At 69.2% G+C, this 19,098-nt stretch carries 17 protein-coding genes; 11 read left to right on the top strand and 6 right to left on the bottom strand.

Annotation, left to right across the window (positions count from 1 at the left end; all coding sequences use genetic code 11):
• The first annotated feature begins 51 nt into the window (after positions 1-51).
• The 3 genes from ABZ420_RS14750 (at position 52) to ABZ420_RS14740 (ending at position 4,035) form a co-directional block, all read left to right on the top strand.
• Positions 52-1,869, top strand: a complete 1,818-nt coding sequence (locus tag ABZ420_RS14750; RefSeq protein ID WP_357122143.1) for an EAL domain-containing protein — start codon at positions 52-54, stop codon at positions 1,867-1,869.
• A gap of 93 nt (positions 1,870-1,962) precedes the next feature.
• Entirely contained in the window at positions 1,963-3,090 is a 1,128-nt protein-coding gene (locus tag ABZ420_RS14745; protein WP_357122028.1) for a glycosyltransferase, read from the top strand.
• Positions 3,091-3,195: 105 nt separating this feature from the next.
• A complete protein-coding gene (locus ABZ420_RS14740) occupies positions 3,196-4,035 on the top strand; it encodes an SDR family oxidoreductase (RefSeq protein ID WP_357122025.1) in 840 nt (279 codons plus the stop codon).
• Here ABZ420_RS14740 and soxR read toward each other — a convergent pair.
• Positions 4,004-4,492, bottom strand: a complete 489-nt coding sequence (gene soxR / locus ABZ420_RS14735; RefSeq protein WP_357122021.1) for a redox-sensitive transcriptional activator SoxR — start codon at positions 4,490-4,492, stop codon at positions 4,004-4,006. The two genes, ABZ420_RS14740 and soxR, sit on opposite strands and share 32 nt — an antisense overlap.
• A gap of 134 nt (positions 4,493-4,626) precedes the next feature.
• Between soxR and arcA the strand changes: the two genes are divergently transcribed.
• Together arcA and ABZ420_RS14725 are read left to right on the top strand one after the other, a co-directional pair.
• Entirely contained in the window at positions 4,627-5,883 is a 1,257-nt protein-coding gene (arcA, locus tag ABZ420_RS14730) for an arginine deiminase (protein WP_040869824.1), read from the top strand.
• Between the two features lie 8 nt (positions 5,884-5,891).
• Entirely contained in the window at positions 5,892-6,251 is a 360-nt protein-coding gene (locus tag ABZ420_RS14725) for a GntR family transcriptional regulator (RefSeq protein ID WP_062972691.1), read from the top strand.
• A gap of 3 nt (positions 6,252-6,254) precedes the next feature.
• Here ABZ420_RS14725 and ABZ420_RS14720 read toward each other — a convergent pair whose 3' ends face one another.
• Positions 6,255-7,871, bottom strand: a complete 1,617-nt coding sequence (locus ABZ420_RS14720; protein ID WP_357122140.1) for a phospholipid carrier-dependent glycosyltransferase — start codon at positions 7,869-7,871, stop codon at positions 6,255-6,257.
• Positions 7,872-8,052: 181 nt separating this feature from the next.
• Here ABZ420_RS14720 and rsmI point away from each other — a divergent pair, with 181 nt between their 5' ends.
• Positions 8,053-8,892, top strand: coding sequence for a 16S rRNA (cytidine(1402)-2'-O)-methyltransferase (gene rsmI, locus ABZ420_RS14715; protein ID WP_357122018.1), 840 nt, complete (start codon positions 8,053-8,055; stop codon positions 8,890-8,892).
• Positions 8,893-8,969: 77 nt separating this feature from the next.
• The gene (locus ABZ420_RS14710) at positions 8,970-9,722 is read left to right on the top strand and encodes an isocitrate lyase/phosphoenolpyruvate mutase family protein (protein WP_357122016.1); all 753 of its coding nucleotides are present in this window, start codon (positions 8,970-8,972) and stop codon (positions 9,720-9,722) included.
• A gap of 78 nt (positions 9,723-9,800) precedes the next feature.
• Here the strand turns inward: ABZ420_RS14710 and ABZ420_RS14705 are convergent, their stop codons facing one another.
• Both ABZ420_RS14705 and metG read right to left on the bottom strand, forming a co-directional pair.
• Complete coding sequence (locus ABZ420_RS14705; RefSeq protein ID WP_357122013.1) at positions 9,801-10,469, bottom strand: TetR/AcrR family transcriptional regulator; 669 nt, start codon at positions 10,467-10,469, stop codon at positions 9,801-9,803.
• Between the two features lie 223 nt (positions 10,470-10,692).
• Positions 10,693-12,279, bottom strand: a complete 1,587-nt coding sequence (gene metG, locus ABZ420_RS14700) for a methionine--tRNA ligase (protein WP_357122010.1) — start codon at positions 12,277-12,279, stop codon at positions 10,693-10,695.
• Positions 12,280-12,350: 71 nt separating this feature from the next.
• Here metG and ABZ420_RS14695 point away from each other — a divergent pair, with 71 nt between their 5' ends.
• From ABZ420_RS14695 to rsmA, 3 genes are all read left to right on the top strand, one after another.
• Complete coding sequence (locus ABZ420_RS14695; protein WP_357122007.1) at positions 12,351-13,178, top strand: TatD family hydrolase; 828 nt, start codon at positions 12,351-12,353, stop codon at positions 13,176-13,178.
• A gap of 197 nt (positions 13,179-13,375) precedes the next feature.
• Positions 13,376-14,503, top strand: a complete 1,128-nt coding sequence (locus ABZ420_RS14690; protein WP_040869817.1) for a resuscitation-promoting factor — start codon at positions 13,376-13,378, stop codon at positions 14,501-14,503.
• Between the two features lie 50 nt (positions 14,504-14,553).
• The gene (gene rsmA / locus ABZ420_RS14685; RefSeq protein ID WP_357122004.1) at positions 14,554-15,435 is read left to right on the top strand and encodes a 16S rRNA (adenine(1518)-N(6)/adenine(1519)-N(6))-dimethyltransferase RsmA; all 882 of its coding nucleotides are present in this window, start codon (positions 14,554-14,556) and stop codon (positions 15,433-15,435) included.
• Positions 15,436-15,505: 70 nt separating this feature from the next.
• Here the strand turns inward: rsmA and ABZ420_RS14680 are convergent, their stop codons facing one another.
• Positions 15,506-15,712 (bottom strand): copper ion binding protein, encoded by a 207-nt coding sequence (locus tag ABZ420_RS14680; RefSeq protein ID WP_062972683.1) that lies wholly within the window; start codon positions 15,710-15,712, stop codon positions 15,506-15,508.
• A gap of 331 nt (positions 15,713-16,043) precedes the next feature.
• Here ABZ420_RS14680 and ABZ420_RS14675 point away from each other — a divergent pair, with 331 nt between their 5' ends.
• Positions 16,044-16,976: a hypothetical protein gene (locus ABZ420_RS14675; RefSeq protein WP_357122000.1), complete on the top strand. Its 933-nt coding sequence runs from the start codon at positions 16,044-16,046 to the stop codon at positions 16,974-16,976.
• A gap of 35 nt (positions 16,977-17,011) precedes the next feature.
• Here the strand turns inward: ABZ420_RS14675 and ABZ420_RS14670 are convergent, their stop codons facing one another.
• Positions 17,012-18,814 (bottom strand): ABC-F family ATP-binding cassette domain-containing protein, encoded by a 1,803-nt coding sequence (locus tag ABZ420_RS14670; protein ID WP_357121997.1) that lies wholly within the window; start codon positions 18,812-18,814, stop codon positions 17,012-17,014.
• Positions 18,815-19,098 lie beyond the last annotated feature (284 nt).

The following is a 19,098-nucleotide window of genomic DNA, read 5'->3' as shown; positions in this document are numbered from 1 at the left end:
GTGCCACGGCGGACACTCGACTCGTTGGTGACCCAGGTCGCCTCTGAGCTCATGGGTGTGGACGCCACGACCATGGTCGCCGCCACCGAACGCGTGCTCGCTCAACTGGTCGAGTACTTCGACGTGGATTTCAGCTACGTGCGGCACACCGACCGCGAATGCCGGGCAACCGTGCTCGTCGCGGAATGGCCGCACCGGCAGGACATTCCCGATCCCGACCCGCTCGGCGTGATCTACTTCGACGGGGCCGATCCCGTGTTCCGTGCGCTGGAGAACGCGACCGAGCCCATGGTCGCGCGCCCGACCCCGGAGTTCGCCGATTACCAGGAGACCGTCCGCCGCGGGTCCGGCATCGTGGGGGTGACCTCGGCCGCCGTGCCGTTGCTGTCGCGGGGCGAGCCGACCGGCGTGCTCGGCTTCGTCAAGTCCGGCGATCGCGAGTGGAGCACTCGCGAACTCAACGTGCTGAAAGCCATCGCGGCGCTGTTCGCGCAGCTGCAGGCGCGGGTGGTCGCCGAGGAACGTCTCCGATATATCGCGCTGCACGACGACCTGACCGGCCTGGCGAATCGGCGTGCGCTGCTCGAGCACATGGAGGAGCGATTACGCTCCGGCAGTCCCGGCCCGGTGGCCGCCTTCTTCCTCGACCTGGACCGCTTGAAAGCCCTCAACGATTTCCTCGGTCACACCGCCGGGGACAACTTCATCCGCACGTTGTCGACGCGTTTGCGGGAGAACCTGGACCCGAACGACATGATCGCCCGACTGGGCGGCGACGAATTCGTCATCGTGCCCGCCAAGCCCATGGACGCGGTGGCCGCCGAATACGAGGCGAACCGCATCCAGCAGTTGATCGCCCGGCGCGTCACCGTCGGCGGCGAGTCGGTCAGCCGGGGCGCGAGCGTCGGCGTAGCGCTCGGCTTCCCTGGTGAGACCACCGTCGCCGACGTGTTGCGCCGCGCCGACCACGCCTTGCTTTCGGCGAAATCGGGCGGTGGCAACGGCGTCGCGGTGTTCACCGACACCATGCGCGCGCAATTCGAACTCCAGGACGACGTGGAGCTGAACCTGCGCGGCGCGGTGTCGGACGGCTCGCTGCTGCTGCACTATCAGCCCGAGGTGGATCTGCGCACGGGCCGCATCGTGGCATTGGAGGCGCTGGTCCGCTGGCTGCACCCGACCAGGGGACTGCTGCCGCCCGCCGCGTTCGTCACCGTCGCCGAGGCCACCAACCTGGCCGGCGAGCTGGGGCGCTGGGTGATCCGTTCGGCGTGCGCGCAATTCGCCGAATGGCGCAGGCGCGGCCTGGCGGGCAACGTGGTGATGCGGATCAACGTGTCGCCGGTGCAGCTGGTCAGCCTCGACTTCGTCGAGCGCATCGAGGACATCCTTCGCCTGTTCGGCATCGATGGCAGCTCGGTCTGCCTGGAGATCACCGAGCACGTCGTGGTGCAGGACCTGGCCCGGACCCAGGTCACGCTGCGCGGACTGAAGCGGATGGGTGTGCAGATCGCCATCGATGACTTCGGCACCGGTTACAGCTCGCTGTCGCATCTGAAGGCGCTGCCCGTGGACGCGGTGAAGATCGATCGGGGGTTCGTGCAGCGGCTCGGCGCCAGCACCGACGATCTGGCCATCGTGAAATCCATCATCGGCCTGGCCGGCTCGTTCGGGCTCGGTGTCGTCGGCGAGGGCGTCGAGACGGCAGTCGCCGCGCGCACCCTGGTCGGTCTCGGCTGCTACCGCGCGCAGGGCTTCCTGATCGCCAAGCCGATGCCCGCCGAGCAGGTCGAAACGCACCTCACCGCGGGCCGTATACCGCTCGATCTGGATCTGCCCCGGGCCGGGCGCGGGTTGCCCGCGCACTGAGATCACGGCCGCAGCCGCCGGTTATCCGGGTCTTCCACGGCCGTTCACGCACCGTTGGGCACGGGTGCCCCGATGCGCTGCACGATCGGCCGCGTGCGCATAGTTCAGCTTGCGAACTTCTACGGCCCGCGTTCGGGTGGGCTGCGCACGGCGCTGCACCACCTGGGAGAGGGATACGTCGCCGCCGGACACGACGTGGTACTGATCGTGCCGGGTCCGCGCCGGTCGGAGGAGATCCTGCCCACCGGGGTCGCGCGGATCACGCTGCCCGCGTTGGCCATTCCGTGGACCGGTGGCTACCGTGCGGCTGATCCACGCCGGGTGGCCGATGTCCTGGACGGATTGCGGCCCGACGTGCTCGAGGTGTCCGACCGGCTGACACTGCGCGGCTTCGGCCGCTGGGCGCGGCGGCGCGACGTGACCGGCGTGATGATCTCGCACGAGCGGCTCGACCGGCTGCTCGGTCAGGTGCTGCCCGGTCCGCTGGCGCGGCGCTGCGCCGACGTGGCCAACCGGCACACCGCCGCCGACTACGACATGGTCGTGTGCACCACCGAGTTCGCCCGCGAGGAGTTCCTGCGCATCGGCGCGGCGAACGTGGAGCTGGTCCCGCTCGGGGTGGACCTCGAGCTGTTCAGCCCGCACCGGCGCGATCGCAGGCTGCGCGCCGACCTCGGCGTGCCGGGTCATCCGCTGCTGGTGCACTGCGGCCGGTTGTCGGTCGAGAAACGAGTGGATCGCAGCATCGAGGCGATCGGCGCGCTGCGGGAGGCGGGGGTCGAGGCGCGGTTGGTCGTCGCCGGGGACGGTCCGCGCCGGGACGCGCTGCAACGGCGCGCCCGCGCGTTGCCCCCGCTGCCGGGCGGGGTGCCCGCCGTGCACTTCACCGGCTTCATCTCCGAGCGCGCGATGGTCGCCAAGCTGCTCGCCACCGCGGACGTCTCGCTGGCGCCGGGCCCGCACGAGACCTTCGGTCTCGCGGCGCTGGAAGCGCTCGCCGCGGGCACACCCGTGGTGGCCAGCCGATCCTCCGCCTTGGCCGACATCGTGACCGCCGACTGCGGCGCGGTGGCCGCCGACCATCCCTCCGCGTTCGCGGCGGCGGTCAGCGACGTGCTGGCCATGCCGCAGGCCGGTCGCCGCCGCGCCGCCCGCAGCCGCGCCGAGCAGTTCACTTGGCCGCGAGCCGTCGCGGGCATGCTCGCGGTACTGGGGCGATAGCGGCGTACCGGTCGGCGACAGCCCACTGGACTACCCTGCGGAGAACCGATTCGGCGATTCGAGATGGGATGCGCGGTGCTGGGTAGAGGTCGTGGGCGAACGACGATGCGCGATGCGAAGGTTCTGGTCACGGGTGCGGCGAGCGGCATCGGCCGGGCCACCGCGCTGGCCGCCGCCGCGGACGGCGCCGAGCTGGTGCTCACCGATATCAATGCCGAGGGCCTGGACGCCACGGTGACCGACATCCGCGCCGCGGGCGGTCGCGTCGCCCTGGCGGAAGCGCTGGACATCACCGACTACGACGCGGTGCGCGCCTTCGCCGACCGGGCGCACGCCGAACTTGGCAGTCTGGACGTCGTTATGAACATCGCGGGCACCTCGGTGTGGGGGACCGTGGAGAACCTGGAGCACAAGCACTGGCGGCGCATGGTGGAGGTCAACCTGATGGGCCCGATCCACGTCATCGAGACCTTCGTGCCGCCCATGGTGCGCGCGGGCAAGGGCGGTGCGCTGGTCAACGTGTCGTCGGCGGCGGGGCTGCTCGCGCTGCCATGGCACGCGGCCTACAGCGCGGGCAAATACGGCATTCGCGGCGTGTCGGAGGTGCTGCGTTTCGATCTGGCGCAACACGGCATCACGGTGCACTTGGTGGCGCCGGGCGCGGTGAACACGCCGCTGGTGCAGAGCGTCGAGCTGGCCGGGGTGAACAAGGAGGACCTGAAGATCAAGCGGCTCACCGCGGCTTTCGCCGAGCACGCGGTGCCGCCGGAACGGGTGGCCGCGGCGATCTTGCGCGGGATCGAACGCAACCGGTTCCTGGTCTACAGCTCGTTCGACATCCGCTTCGGATATTGGTGGGCGCGCAAATTCGCGTTTCCCTACGAGTTCGTGATGCGGCGCACCAGTGCGCGTTTCAGCAGGCTGCTGGCTTCGACGGGCAGTTGAGCTGTACGTCGAGCACGCGGGCGCCCGGACCCTCGGCGCCGAGCCGGTCGTGCTCGTTGACCAGGCGGCAGCTGCCCAGCGACAGGCAGCCGCAGCCGATGCAGCCGGTGAGGCTGTCGCGCAGGCGGATCAGCTGAGTGATCCGGTCGTCGAGATCGGCGCGCCAGACGGTGGAAAGGGCCTCCCAGTCGCGCCGGGTGGGAGTGCGTCCCTCGGGCAGCTGATCGAGGGCGTCCCGGATCTCGCTCAGCGGTATGCCGACGCGCTGTGAGATGCGGATGAACGCTACGCGGCGCAAGGTCTCGCGGGCATATCTGCGCTGATTGCCGCTGGTACGTCTACTCGTGATGAGCCCCTCGCGTTCGTAGAAGTGCAACGCGGAGACCGCGACTCCACTACGCTCGGAGAGCTGCCCGGGGGTCAGCTCCTTCGCCCGCCAATCGGCTGCTGTCGACATGCACGCTCCTCCCAATCACCTCAACAATACTTGAGGTACGGAGGTGCCGGGACCGGATTCGGTGATCGCGGGCGATCGGCATCCGAAGCCGGGAATTCCGTGCTCTCCGGGCCTCGGCGCACTACGGTCTGATCATGGGAGCAGATGCTGTATCCGCGCGGGAGGGTGCGCGCCTGGCCGTGACGTCCGAAGTCGGCACGCTGCGTACGGTGCTGCTGCACCGGCCGGGTAACGAGCTGCGCAGGCTTACCCCGCGCAACAACGATCAGCTGCTGTTCGACGGCATCCCCTGGGTGGAGCGCGCGCAGCAGGAGCACGACGCCTTCGCCGAGGTCCTGCGTGGCCGCGGCACCGAGGTGCTGTTGTTGTCGGACCTGCTCGCCGAAACCATCGAGGTCAGCGGGGCCGCCCGCATCCAGGGCATCGCCGCAGCGGTCGACGCGCGCAGGCTCGGGCACACGCTGGCCGACGAGCTGGCCGCCTTCCTGCGCGGTGTGCCCGCCACGGAACTGGCCGAGATCCTGGTGGCGGGAATGACCTTCGACGAGTTGCCCTTCGGGCCCGATGCCACCTCGTTGGTGCGCCGCATGCACCACGGCGGCGACTTCGTCATCGATCCGCTGCCCAATCTGCTGTTCACCAGGGACTCCTCGTTCTGGGTCGGTCCGCGTGTCGCGATCACCTCGCTCGCGCTGCCCGCCCGCGGCAGGGAAACCTCGCTGACCGACCTCATCTACGCCTTCCATCCCCGGTTCCTCGGGGTGCGCCGCGCCTACGAATCGCACACCGCTCCGATCGAAGGGGGCGACGTGCTGCTGCTGTCGGAGGGGGTGGTCGCGGTGGGCGTCGGGGAGCGCACCTCGCCCGCGGGTGCGGAAGCGTTGGCGCGCAGCTTGTTCGACGACGACCTCGCGCACACCGTGCTCGTGGTGCCGATCGTGCAGACCCGCGCGACCATGCACTTGGACACGGTATGCACCATGGTCGACGCGGACGCCGTCGTGATGTATCCGGCGGTGCGGGAGTCGCTGTGCGCCTTCACGATTCGCAAGGAGGACGATTACGGCGGACGGTCCGGCAGCGGCCGGGTCGGGATCAGTGGCCCTGACCCGTTCCTGCCCGCGGCCGCCGAGGCCATGGGCATCGGCAAGCTGCGGGTGATCGACACGGGGCTGGACGGCGTCACCGCCGAACGCGAACAGTGGGACGACGGCAACAACACCCTTGCCCTCGCTCCCGGCGTGGTGGTCGCCTACGAGCGCAACGAGATGACCAACGCCAGGCTGGAGGACGCGGGCATCGAGGTGCTGCGCATCCCCGGCTCCGAGTTGGGCTCCGGCCGCGGTGGACCCCGCTGCCTGTCCTGCCCGCTGTCCCGAGACGACTTGTGAGCGCGGGCATGTTCACCGTCACGGTCTCCCACGAATCCGCTGTGCCGCCCTACGAGCAGCTACGCCTCGCCGTCATCGCCCAGGTGCGCTCCGGCGAGCTGACGGCCGGAACCAAGATCCCGACGGTCCGCGCCCTGGCCGCCCAACTCGGCCTCGCCCCCAACACGGTGGCGCGCGCCTACCGTGAGCTGGAGGCCGACGGCGTGGTCGAAACGCGGGGCAGGCAAGGCTCGTTCATCGCGTCGTCCGGCGACCCCACCCGCGACGTCGCGGGCCGCGCGGCCACCGCCTACGTCGCGACGGTGCGCAGATTGGGATTGGACGACGCCACGGCCCTGCATTACGTGCAGGCGGCCTTGGAGGGGTAACCCTCACTTCCAGCTGGGCAGCCAGAGATGGTCGTGCCAGTCGCCCGGGGTGATCGGGAGGGCGGTGAGAATCGGCCAGAGCCAGATGAAGTTGGCGATCACCAGGCCCAGGTAGAGACAGACCGCGAGCAGTCCGAGGCTGCGCCGTTCGTTCGGCGGGGCGGGTAGGTAGGTCCCGGCGGGGCTGCGCGGAATGGTGCTCGGGTGGGCAGGGCCGAGCACGTCGCCGAGCGCCAGCGCCACGCCCATCACCAGGAACGGGGCCATCGGGACGGCGTAGAAGTAGTACATCTGCCGGTCGAGCGTGGCGAACCAGGGCAGCAGCGCGGCGCCGTAGCCGACCAGCACGGCGCCGTAGCGCCAGTCGCGACGGGTTACGGCGCGCCACAGCATCCAGGCCAGGACCGGACCCGCGACCCACCAGATGGCGGGCGTCCCGATCAGCATCACGGCCTTCACGCATTGGGTCTGGCCGCAACCGCTGACGCCGCTGTCGGCGTAGTAGTACAGCATCGGGCGCAGACCCATGGGCCAGGTCCATGGTTTGGATTCCCACGGGTGATGGTTGCCCGCCGAATTGGTCAGCTCCGTGTGGAATTCCAGCGACCTGGCGTTGAAGTACCAGAGCGAACGAAGCGCGCCCGGCACCACATGCGACCAGAATCCGCCGGTGCCGATCGGGTCGGTCGGCGCGGACGGATTGCCCGGCATGTACCGGTACACGCCCGTCTCGCTCGCGAACCAGGCCCAGTAACCGGCCAGATAGACGCCGAGGGGCACGAGTACCAGCGCGTAGAGCGCCGGCCCGATATCGCGCAGGGCGACGCCGAGCCAGGGACGGCGCACCCCGTAGTCGCGCCGCGCCGCGAGATCGTAGTAGACGCTCAGCAGGCCGAAGGCGGCGATGAAATAGACGCCGGACCATTTGGTTCCACAGGCCAGGCCGAGCAGCACGCCCGCGCCGAAGCGCCACCAGCGCACCCCGAGTCGCGGTCCCCAGTTCGTCACGCCGATCCGGCCCTCGGCGTCCGCGCGGGCGAACCGGGCGCGGACCTCGTCGCGGTCGACGATCAGGCAGCCGAAGGCTGCGGTGACGAACAACCCCATGAAGATGTCGAGCATGCCGATGCGCGAGGACACGAAGGTGAGCCCGTCGGCGATCAGCAGGATGCCCGCGATCGCGCCGATCAGGGTGGAGCGCGCCATCCGGCGCACGATCCGGATCACCAGCAGCACCAGCACGGTTCCGGCCAGCGCGGCGGTGAAGCGCCAGCCCCAGCCGTTGTAACCGAACATCGCCTCGCCGATCGCGATGAACTGCTTGCCGACCGGAGGATGCACCACCAGCCCGTAGCCGGGGTTGTCCTCCACCCAGCCGCCGGTGAGCATCTGCCAGGCCTGCGGGGCGTAGTGCTTCTCGTCGAACACCGGGGTGCCGGCGTCGGTCGGGTAGTTGAGCATCGTGAAGCGGGTCACCGCCGCGATCGCGGTGATGAACGCCGTCACCAGCCAGCCGCGCAGGCGGTCGTCGGGCCCGAAGTCGGACGGCGGCCGCAGCGGGCCCGGGCTCGACCAGGAGGGCACGGTTCCGAACCGTGCGGTCGCGCGCTGGTCGGTCACCTGGGTCACGCCCCGATCGTATGCTGTGCCGCCTCTCGGAGTATTCAGGCCGTACGCGTTGGGTGGTTTCGCCGAGACCGGAATACGCTACGAACCGATTTCGTCAGCACACGGGTAACTCGCGAATCCTTCGACACCCGACTCGGACGGCCCGGCTACTCGGAGAGGCGGCACAGCGACAGTGACGACGGGCAGGCTGGTGCTCGCGGCGACACCGATGGGCGACATCGGGGATGCCTCGCAGCGCCTGCGCGAGGGACTGGCGACCGCCGACGTGGTGGCCGCCGAGGACACCCGGCGCACCAGGTCGCTGGCCAAGGCGCTCGGCGTCGAGATCTCCGGCCGGGTGGTGAGTTTCTACGACCACGTCGAGACCGCGCGGATCCCGATGCTGCTCGACGAGATCGCCGACGGTCGCACGGTGCTGCTGGTCACCGACGCGGGCATGCCGTCGGTGAGCGATCCCGGCTACCGCATGGTGGCGGCGTGCGTCGAGCGCGACCTGCCGGTGACCTGCCTGCCCGGCCCCTCGGCGGTGACCACGGCGCTCGCGCTGTCGGCCTTGCCGGTGGAACGGTTCTGCTTCGACGGATTCCCGCCGCGTAAATCCGGCCAGCGCCGGGAATGGTTGCGCACGCTGGCCGCCGAATCACGTGCCTGCGTCTTCTTCGAGGCGCCACACCGGCTCGCCGACTGTCTGGCCGACGCGGTCGAGATCCTCGGTCCGGACCGTCGCGCCGCCGTCTGCCGGGAGCTGACCAAGACCTACGAGGAAGTGGTGCGCGGCACTCTGGCCGAACTCGCGCAGTGGGCCGTCGAGGGCGCGCGCGGCGAGATCACGGTGGTGCTCGCGGGCGCCCAGCCTTCCGCCGCCGACCCCGCGGACCTGGTCGACGCCGTCGAATCGCTGACCGCCGCGGGCGCCCGCCTCAAGGATGCCTGCGCGGAGGTCGCCGCCGTCCACGCCGTTTCCCGTCGCGAGCTCTACGACGCGGTTCTCACCGCGCGCCGCACCTCGTAGGCCGACCGCGTCCCTGTGAGGTTTCGCTCCGCCGCGGGTAGTCGACCCGAGGTGGTGCGGCGGGCATGATCATCGGTATGACTTCTCTGGAGAGCAAGGCCACGACGTTCCTCGGATTGCACGTGCCGGGGGACCCCGGAGTCTTCCCCACGGTGTGGGATGCCTGGTCCGCGAAAGTCGCCGTGGCGGCGGGCTTTCCGGCCTTGACGGTCGGCAGTCACCCGCTGGCCGACTCGATCGGCCGCGAGGACGGGGAGAAGATGACCTTCGACGAGTCGATGACCCGCGTACGGCAGATCACGGCGGCCGTGGACGTTCCGGTGTCGGTGGACATCGAGTCGGGCTACGGGCAGGAGCCCGCCCGGCTGGTCGACGGGCTGCTGGAAGCGGGTGCGATCGGGCTCAACATCGAGGACACGGTGCACAGCGAGGGCAAGCGGCTGCGCGCGGCGCAGGAGCACGCCGACCTCGTGCACGGCCTGCGCTCGGCCGCCGACGCGGCGGGTGTGCACCTGGTGATCAACGCGCGCACCGATCTGTTCCTGCGTCAGGACGGCGAGGCTTCCGATCGCGTCGACCGCGCCATCGAGCGCCTGAAGCTGGCCGCCGAGGCGGGCGCGGACGTGCTGTTTCCGGTGGGCCGCCAAACCGAGGCCGACATGCGCCGTCTGACCGGTGAACTGCCGCTGCCGATCAGCGCCACCGTCGCGCCGGACCAGGCCGACAAGGCCGCCCTCGCCGATCAGGGCGTCGCACGGATCACCTTCGGCCCGTTCTTGCAGGCCGTGCTGACCAAGGAGATCGAGACCCTGCTCGGCCGCTGGAAGTGAGACCCGCGGCAGGTACCCCACCGGACGACGGGTGGGGTACCTGCCGCGCATGGTGAAAAGCCCGCACGGTCGCGGTATTCAGGACGGAACCGCCAGCCCCAGGGCGGTCATGACGAACTCGACGAACAGCGGCGCCAGATCCGGCACCCGCGCGGGCCCGTCGGAGACGATCACCCGCCGTGTCCGTTCGCCGATCGCGTCCGGGATCAGGGCGATCAGCCCGTCGGAGAGTTCCGGCAGCGCCGGGTCCGCCGCGCGTGCCTGGTCGTAGAACACCCGATACAGCTGGGCGAACCGGTCGACGGCCAGGTCGCGGTAGCCCACGGCGTCCTGGTTCACCTTGAACGACTCCACCAGCACCAGCCGGGCGAAATCCGGCTCGGTGGCGACGGTCCGGCAGAAGGTGACGACGATGGATTCGATCTTCGCGTAGGCGTCGGCGTCCGGCGGCAACTGGGCGAGTTCGTCCGCGATCCGGGTCGCCATGATGTCGACCCCGGTGTGCACCGCCTCGGCGAAGCACTCCTCTTTGTTGGCGAAGTGGTCGTAGAAGGTGGTGCGCGAAACCCTGGCTCTGGCAACGATGTCGGTGAGCGTGGTGGCCGGGTAGCCCTTGCTGTCCACGGATCCCACCATCGCCTCGACCAGCCTGCCGCGTTGCGACGTGAGCACGGCTTCGCGTGCCGCCCGATGCCGCTCGGCGAAACCGGACCGGTGAACGGATGCCGTCGCGTGCTGCTGGCCCATGTGTGCCCTCTCTGTGCCGGAACCGATCCCGAACGGAACGTCGTCGTACCGATCGCACACGGTCCGGGGTGTCGCCAGGCCGCGAACCGGTGTTTCATTATCCGACAACGCATTCCACGGTGGGAAGGCAGGTGGATCCACCCGTGGGCATGGTGCCGCGCAACAGGGCGAAAGTGTTGTGCGCCTTATCGTTCCGGCCCGCCGCGACGCTGGGCCGCGGCGATCAGTCCTTCGGTTCGACGTACTTGGGGAACACCGGTTCCGGCGCGGGCAGCGTCAGTCCGGGCTCGATCGGGGTCGCGATATCGGCGAACGTCCGGCTCTGTTGCCCCAGTTGGTCGAGGATGCGGCTCGCCGACCCCGGCAGCACCGGCTGCACCAGGATCGCGACGATGCGCAGCACTTCCAGCGTCACGTACAACACGGTGGCCTCGCGGGCGAGATCCTCCGGCGTACCGGACTTCGCCAGCGCCCACGGCGCCTGCGCGGAGAAGTACCGGTTGGTCTCGCCCAGGGTCAGCCAGATCGCCTCCAGCGCGAGATGCATCTGCTGCGCGTCGAACTCGGCCCGGCAGCGCTCCAGCAGACCGCCCGCCAGATCCAGCAGCGCGCGGTCGTCATCGGTGAACTCGCCGGGGGTCGGCACCACGCCGCCGCAGTCCCGTGCGACCAGCTTGGTGCTGCGCTGCACCAGATTGCCGAACTCGTTGGCCAGGTCGCTGTTGATCCGGCCCACGATGGCCTCGTGGCTGTAGCTGCCGTCCTGGCCGTAGGAGATCTCGCGCAGCAGGAAGAAACGCACCGCGTCCAAGCCGTAGTTCTCGACCAGTTCCAGCGGGTCGACCACGTTGCCGACCGACTTGGACATCTTCTCGCCCTTGTTGTACAGGAACCCGTGCACGAACACGCGTTTGGGCAGCTCGATACCGGCCGACATCAGGAACGCGGGCCAGTACACCGTGTGGAACCGCGTGATGTCCTTGCCGATGATGTGCACATCGGCGGGCCAGAACTTGCCGAAGGCGGCGGAGGAGGTGTCGGGGAATCCGACGCCGGTGATGTAGTTCGTCAGCGCGTCCACCCACACGTACATGACGTGGTCGGGGTGGCCGGGCACCGGCACACCCCAGTCGAAGGTGGTCCGCGAGATGGACAGGTCCTTCAGGCCCGCCTTGACGTAGCTGACGATCTCGTTGCGCCGGGTGGCGGGCGCGATGAATTCCGGGTGCTCCTCGTAGAGCGCCAGCAGCTTGTCCTGGTAGGCCGACAGCCGGAAGAAGTAGTTCGACTCCTCGGTCCAGGTGACCGGCGTCTTGGACTCGGTCGAGATGCGGGTGCCGTCCTCCAGCACCGTGGTCTCCTCGTCGGTGTAGAACGCCTCGTCGCGCACCGAGTACCAGCCCGCGTAGTTGCCCAGGTAGATGTCGCCGTTGGCCAGCATCCGCTCCCAGATGGCGACGCTGGCGGCGTGGTGGTCCTCGTCGGTGGTGCGGATGAACCGGTCGAAGGAGATGTCGAGCGTCTTGTCCATCGCCTCGAACACGTCGGAGTTGCGCGCCGCGAGCTCTTCCACCGGGAGGCCCTCGGCGGCCGCTGCCTGCTGCATCTTCTGGCCGTGCTCGTCGGTGCCGGTCATGAAAAAGACGTCGTAACCGTCGAGGCGCTTGAAGCGGGCGATGGCGTCGGCCGAGATGTACTCGTACGCGTGCCCGATGTGCGGCGCGCCGTTCGGGTAGGCGATGGCCGTGGTGATGTAGAAGGCGGGGCGGTCAGCTTCGCTCATGGTGTGTCTACTGTAATGCGCGTGCATTCTTTCGCTCGCGTGAATATGCCCTGCGCCGATGCGCGGGTCCCCGCGTCCGCGCCGCGCGGTGGCCGCCGATGAGCGCAGGACGTCCCGCGCCGGAGCTGCCCGAGCCGCTGGCGCCGATCGTGGACGCGCACACCCACCTGGACGCCTGCGGAGCGACCGACGCGGCGTCCACCGCCGCGATCGTCGACCGTGCCGCCTCGGTCGGCGTCGGCCGCGTGGTCACCGTCGCCGACGACCTGGCCGCCGCGCAGTGGGCGGTGCGGGCCGCGCACTGGGACGATCGCGTGTACGCCGCCGTCGCGCTGCATCCCACCAGGGCGAACGCACTCGACGACGACGCCAAGGCCGAGCTGGAGCGCTTGGCCGACGACCCGCGGGTGGTCGCCGTCGGCGAGACCGGCCTCGATTACTACTGGCCGGGCAAACTGGACGGCTGCGCCGACATCGAGACGCAGATCGACGGTTTCCGCTGGCACATCGACCTGGCCAAGCGGGTCCGCAAGCCGCTCATGATCCACAACCGCGAGGCCGATCACGACCTGCTGACCGTGCTGCTGGACGAGGGCCCGCCGGACCGGGTGATCTTCCACTGCTTCTCCTCGGACACGAACATGGCCCTGTCCTGCGTGGCCGAGGGCTACATCCTCAGCTTCTCCGGGACGGTGAGCTTCAAGAACGCGCACGAATTGCGGGAAGCTGCCAAGGTGGTGCCCGACGATCAGATCCTGGTCGAGACGGACGCGCCGTATCTCACCCCGCATCCGTTCCGCGGAGCGCCGAACGAGCCGTATTGCCTGCCGTACACCGTGCGGGCGCTGGCCGAAGTGCGCGGCCAGGATCCGCTGGAACTGGCGAAGATCACCACGGACAACGCGCGGCGCGTCTACCGGCTCTGAGCGCCGCGCCCGCATGCCCGCGGGCGCCTACGGATGCCCGGAATGCATCGGTGTATGCGAAATGTGTCCTATGTCACTTTCGGTGTTCCGTTTCGTGATTTACCTGCGGGGTCGAGATTTGATCGTGATATTGAAAAGGCGCTGTTCCTGAGCTTGCTGTTGTCCGCGCCCGTACCCCTCGTTATCGTGCTGTGACCATGTCCCCCTTCACGCGGATCAACCAGTCGCGTTCGCCGCTGCTGCACATCGCGGTCGGCGCGCTGCTGCTGACGCTGATCATCGGCGCCGGCCTCGCGATCGTGAATCGCAAGACGGTGACCGTCGTCGTGGACGGCGAGAAGCTCTTCCAGACCACCATGTCGCGCGACGTGCGCGGCGTGCTGAAGGCCGCCGGCTTCGCCGTGACCGATCGGGACAAGGTGGCTCCCGCCCTTGCCGCGCACATCGGCGACGGCGCGACCATCACGCTCAACCGCGCCCGCGAGGTGGATCTGTCCGTCGACGGGATGACGCAGCGGGTCTGGACCACCGGCGTGACCGCGGGGGAGGCGCTCGAGCAGCTGAAGATCTCGAAAGAGGTGTACGTCTCGCCCGCCCGCGACGAGCGGCTCCCGTTGCAGGGCGCCACGCTCATGATCGCGACCCCGCGCGTGGTCTCGCTGGTCGACGGCATCGGTAACCCGGTGGACGTGCGCGCCGCCGCCCCCACCGTCGGCAAATTCCTCGAGGTGGCGGGCATCCCGTTGATCGAGCAGGATTCCGTCGAACCGGCCGCGTCCACGCCGGTGACGAACGGCTTGCGCGTCACCGTGACGCGCAAGCGGGTCGAACAGCACACCGAGACGCTGCCGCTGGACCCGCCGGAGAACGTCATCGAAGACCCGACCATGAACATGAGCCGCACGGTGGTGGAGTCACCCGGCGCTCCCGGCGTCCAGGACGTCACGTTCGCGGTCACCATGGTCAACGGCCAGGAAGTGGACCGTCAGGCGGTCGGTTCCACGGTCACCGTGGCGGCGCAGCCGAAGACCGTCCGCAAGGGCGCCAAGCCGGGCACCGAGGTGCCGCCGGTGCGCGACGGCGCGATCTGGGACGCGCTGGCCCGCTGCGAGTCGACCGGAAACTGGTCGATCAACACCGGTAACGGCTACTACGGCGGTGTGCAGTTCGACCAGGGCACCTGGGAGCGGCAGGGTGGCCTGCGGTACGCCCCGCGCGCCGACATGGCCACCAGGGAAGAGCAGATCGCCATCGCCGAGATCACCCGCCAGCGGCAGGGCTGGGGCGCGTGGCCCGCCTGCACCGGCCGGCTCGGTATCAGCTGACGCTCCACCGGACGCCGGGGGCGTCGCGGCGCGGTTGATAGATTCTCGAGGTGTCCGAACCTGAAATCTCCGCTCGTGGAAGTGCGGCGCTGCTCGGGCCCGCCGAAGTGCGGGTGCTCGCCGAGCGGCTGGGGGTGCGGCCGACCAAGCAACTCGGGCAGAACTTCGTGCACGACGCGAACACGGTGCGGCGGATCGTCGCGGCCGCCGGGGTAGGGCGCGGGGACGTGGTGCTCGAGGTCGGGCCCGGTCTCGGTTCGCTGACCCTCGCGCTGCTGGACGTGGTGGACTCGGTGATCGCGGTGGAAATCGATCCCGTGCTGGCGCGCCACCTTCCGATGACGGTCGCGGACCGGGCGCCGGATCTGGCGGCTCGGTTGTCCGTGGTCGAGGCGGACGCGCTGCGCGTCGGCGCCGCCGATCTGCCCGCGGCGCCGACCGCGCTGGTGGCCAATCTCCCGTACAACGTGGCAGTGCCCGTGCTGCTGCATCTGCTGGCCGAATTGCCCGGCATCGCAGTCGCTTTGGTGATGGTGCAGGCGGAGGTGGCCGATCGGCTCGCCGCCGATCCCGGCAGCCGCACCTACGGCGTGCCCAGTGTGAAAGCGGGCTTCTTCGGGACGGTCCGGCGTGCGGGGGCGGTGGGCACGCAGGTGTTCTGGCCGGTTCCGCGAGTCGAGTCGGGGCTGGTCCGGATCGACCGCTACGCCCAGCCCCCGTGGCCGATGGACGCCGAGCATCGCCGCCGCGTCTTCGCGGTCGTCGACGCCGCGTTCGCGCAGCGCCGCAAGACCCTCCGCGCCGCGCTCGCCGGCTGGGCGGGCTCACCCGCCGAAGCCGAACGCCGCCTGCTCGCCGCGGGTATCGCACCCACCGCCCGCGGCGAAACCCTGGACACCGCCGCCTTCGTCCGCCTGGCGGGCCAGGCGTAGGACTGCGCACAAGGCAGTGGCTCCCCGTACCGGCATCGGCCGGAGCGAGGAGCCACGCGAACGGTCCGGATCAGACGGCGACTTCGTAGCCCGCTTCGTCCACCGCGGCGACGATGTCGGCGTCGGCGATCGGCGCGGTGCTGTCGACGCGCACGGCCCCGCTGGCGAGATCCACATCCACGCCGGTCACGCCGTCGATCTTGCCGATCTCGGTCTTGACGGAGCTGACGCAGTGCCCGCAGGTCATCCCCGTGACGGTGTAGGTGGTGGTGGGCATGTCCGACTCCTTCGCATCCAGATTCTCATACGGCCGGGAGGTAACCGTGGTTGAACATACCCCCATGGGGTACGGAGGTGCAAGAGTCGAATCTCGAGTTCGCGGCTCAGTCCCGTGCGGTACCAAGTGTTCCGATCAGCGGCGAGCGACTCGCGCGGCTCCCTGGCCGCACCGATCCATTACGAGATTGGTTTGGAGGCTACGCGTTGATAGTGTGGCCCGGCATCGGACGTGCCATTCATCACGGCAACAACCGACTGCATCCGTCGGGGAGCCCAGCGTTCGGCAGCAGCCGTTTTGCTTGGTGAGAGGTACTCGGAGAAGGGGTGGGATGGTTCGAGCCGACCGGAACTTTCACCGTCGGGAGCGGATCGCCGCGATCGCTGAGTGGTCCAAAACCGGTGTGCAGCAACCACGTCGCCCGTTGCCGATCGAACGGGCTTTCGCCGACCGTGTCGCGCAGATGAAGCGGCCGCTGTTCCGGCCGGTGGAGCTGCCGAACGTCGGCGGCGTGGAGTATCACCGTCAGGTGTCTTACCTCGTGGACGCATTCGACAGCATTCCCGCGCGGGTTGATATCGCGTTCGACTCGGCGTGGAAAGCGTTCGAAGCCGCGACAAGACTCGCGGCCTCGGGAAACGTGACCGATCGCCTGAAGAAGCTGGCCGCGGGACCGGGACTCGATGGCGGGATTCTGGCTCTGCTGCTGGCGGACATACCGGCGCAGTCGTGCGAGTACCTCTTCAAACGCTTGGTTATCGACTTCAGGTCGTTGGTGACACCCGAGGAGCGGAATGTGCATCAGCCGAACCGCCGTTTGGCCGGGCTGGGCGATCAGGATTTCGTGACGCTGCTGTCCGTACTGCAAACGCGGTACGGATCGACCGGCGATCATGCGGATCACCGTAAGGGCGCCATGTTGCTTCGTCGTGCCTTGACCGGCGAGAAGATGGATCTGCAGGGCGTCGACGTCACGTTGAGCCTGCCTGTCCGGTCAGCGGTGTTGTTGTCCGGACTGCTGTATACGGCGCGAAACGACAGGTTTCACGGCGAGTCCTTCTCGCCGTTCGTCAGCAGTGCGGCGACGATGCGCACCTACACTCACCCGTACTTCCTCTTCCTGGCCTCCTACTCGCTGTTGTCCTCGCTGTGGCTGGGGAGCGGTTTATACGGAGTCGGTCTGCAGCGCGATCACGTGGTTGCCAATATCTCCGCCAATCTCGAGGCCGCGCACGATTTGTTCGGGCGGCACTGGCTCGGCTAGCGGCGGGTAGGTCAACTCCCGCCGTCGCGCGGGCTTCACACGCCGTCGGCCAGTTCCAGCCAGCGCTCCTCGGCCGTCTCCTTCTCCGCGAGCACCTGCTTGAGTTCCGCGCCCAAGGTGACCAGCTTTTCCGGCTCGGTGGCCGCGTCGGCGAGCGCCGAGTGCAAGCGCTGCTCGCGTTCGGAGAGCTTGTCGATGGCGCGTTCCAGGCGGGTGAGTTCCTTGCGGGCCGCGCGGTAGGTGGCGGAGTCGGTGGCCGGTGCGTCGGCGGGCTTGGCCTCCGGTGCGGCGGCGCGGCTCCGGCTCGTCGTGAGGGCCGCGCGCTTGGTGAGGTACTCCTCGATGCCGCCGGGCAGGTTCGTGAGCTTGCCGTCGCCGAACAGCGCCCAGGTCGAGTCGCAGATCCGCTCGATGAGATACCGGTCGTGGCTGATCACGACCAGCGTGCCCGCCCAGTTGTCGAGCAGGTCCTCCAGCTGTTGCAGGGTGTCGATGTCCAGGTCGTTGGTGGGCTCGTCGAGCAGCAGCACGTTCGGCTCGGACATGAGGATGCGGGTCAGTTGCAGGCGCCGCCGCTCGCCGCCGGACAGGTCGCCGACCGGGGTGCGCTGACGGGCGGGGGTGAAGCCGAGCCGCTCGGCCAGCTGACCCGCGGATACCTCCTTGTCGCCCAGCATGATTCGCTGTGCGACCTGCTGCACCGCCTCCAGCACCCGCAGGCTGATCGGCAGGTCGTCGAGTTCCTGGCGCAGCCAGCCGATCTGGACGGTCTGGCCCTGGACGCGCTTGCCCCCGGCCCAGATCGCGCCGGTGTCTCCGGCCAGGGCGCGCAGCAACGTCGTCTTGCCCGAGCCGTTGACGCCGACCAGGCCGACGCGCTCGCCCGGCGCCAGCCGCCAGGTCAGATCCCGCACCAGTTCCCGGCCGTCCGGGGTGGTGAGCGTGGCGTCTTCCAGTTCGACGACGACGCGGCCGAGGCGTTTGCGCGCGAAGGCCGCCAGCGAGACGCTGTCGCGCGGCGGCGGCACGTCGGCGATCAAAGCCTCGGCGGCCTCGACCCGATAGCGCGGCTTGGAGGTGCGCGCCTGCGGGCCGCGCCGCAGCCAGGCCAATTCCTTGCGGGCCAGATTGCGCCGCCGGGCCTCGGACGCGTCCGCCTGACGGGCGCGCTCGGCGCGGGCGAAGATCCAATCGCCGTAGCCGCCCTCGTAGCTTTCGACCTTGCCGCCGACCACTTCCCAGGTGTTGGTGGCGACGGTGTCGAGGAACCAGCGGTCGTGGGTCACCACGACGAGCGCGCTGCGGCGGCCGAGCAGATGTGCGGCCAGCCACTGCACGCCCTCCACGTCCAAGTGGTTGGTCGGCTCGTCGAGCACCAGCAGGTCGAGTTCGCGCACCAGCGCGGCGGCGAGCGCGACCCGGCGGCGCTCGCCGCCGGAGAGATTGTCCACCGAGGTGTCCAAGCCGAGATCGGCGATGCCGATGCCTTCCATCACCGAGCGGATGCGCGGGTCGGCGGCCCACTCGTGTTCGGCGACCTCGTCGGTCATGGCGTCGTCGGCCAGCCCGGCCAGCACCACCGAACCGACCGTCGCCCCCGGGGGCAGCACGCCGCGCTGGGTCACCACCGCCATGCGCAGGCCGCCGAGCCGGCTGACCCGGCCGCTGTCCGGTTCCTCGATACCGGTGAGCACCTCGAGCAGGGTGGTCTTGCCGCCGCCGTTGAGGCCGACGACTCCGATCCGTTCGCCCGCGTGCACGCCGAGCGAGACGTTGTCCAGCAGCGGCTTGATTCCGAAGCTCTTGTGGACCTGTTCGAGATTGATCAGGTTGGACATGGATCCTTCCGTGTCTTGCGGGGGCGGTCCGATGAGACCTGTTTGTCGCGGTCGTGGGACCCGGGCCAGCGTACCGACCCGGGCGGGGCGTCCGTTCGCCCGGCGAGCAGCGGGGAGAGCTTGCGGGACGAACAATGTTCGTTTAGATTGATCGACGAACGAACACTGTTCGTTCCATGTAACCGATCCGGCGTTCCCCAGAAGTACAGCCGCAGAGTGGGACGCCCACCTCGCCTCGAGGTGTCGGCGGGCGGCACCCGTCCCATTCCGCATCGCTTCCTGGA

The sequence above is a fragment of the Nocardia sp. NPDC005745 genome (genome assembly GCF_040630775.1).
Lineage (GTDB): Bacteria > Actinomycetota > Actinomycetes > Mycobacteriales > Mycobacteriaceae > Nocardia.
Note: the sequence above shows the minus strand (reverse complement) of the source record. Positions and strands in the feature narration are given on the sequence as shown.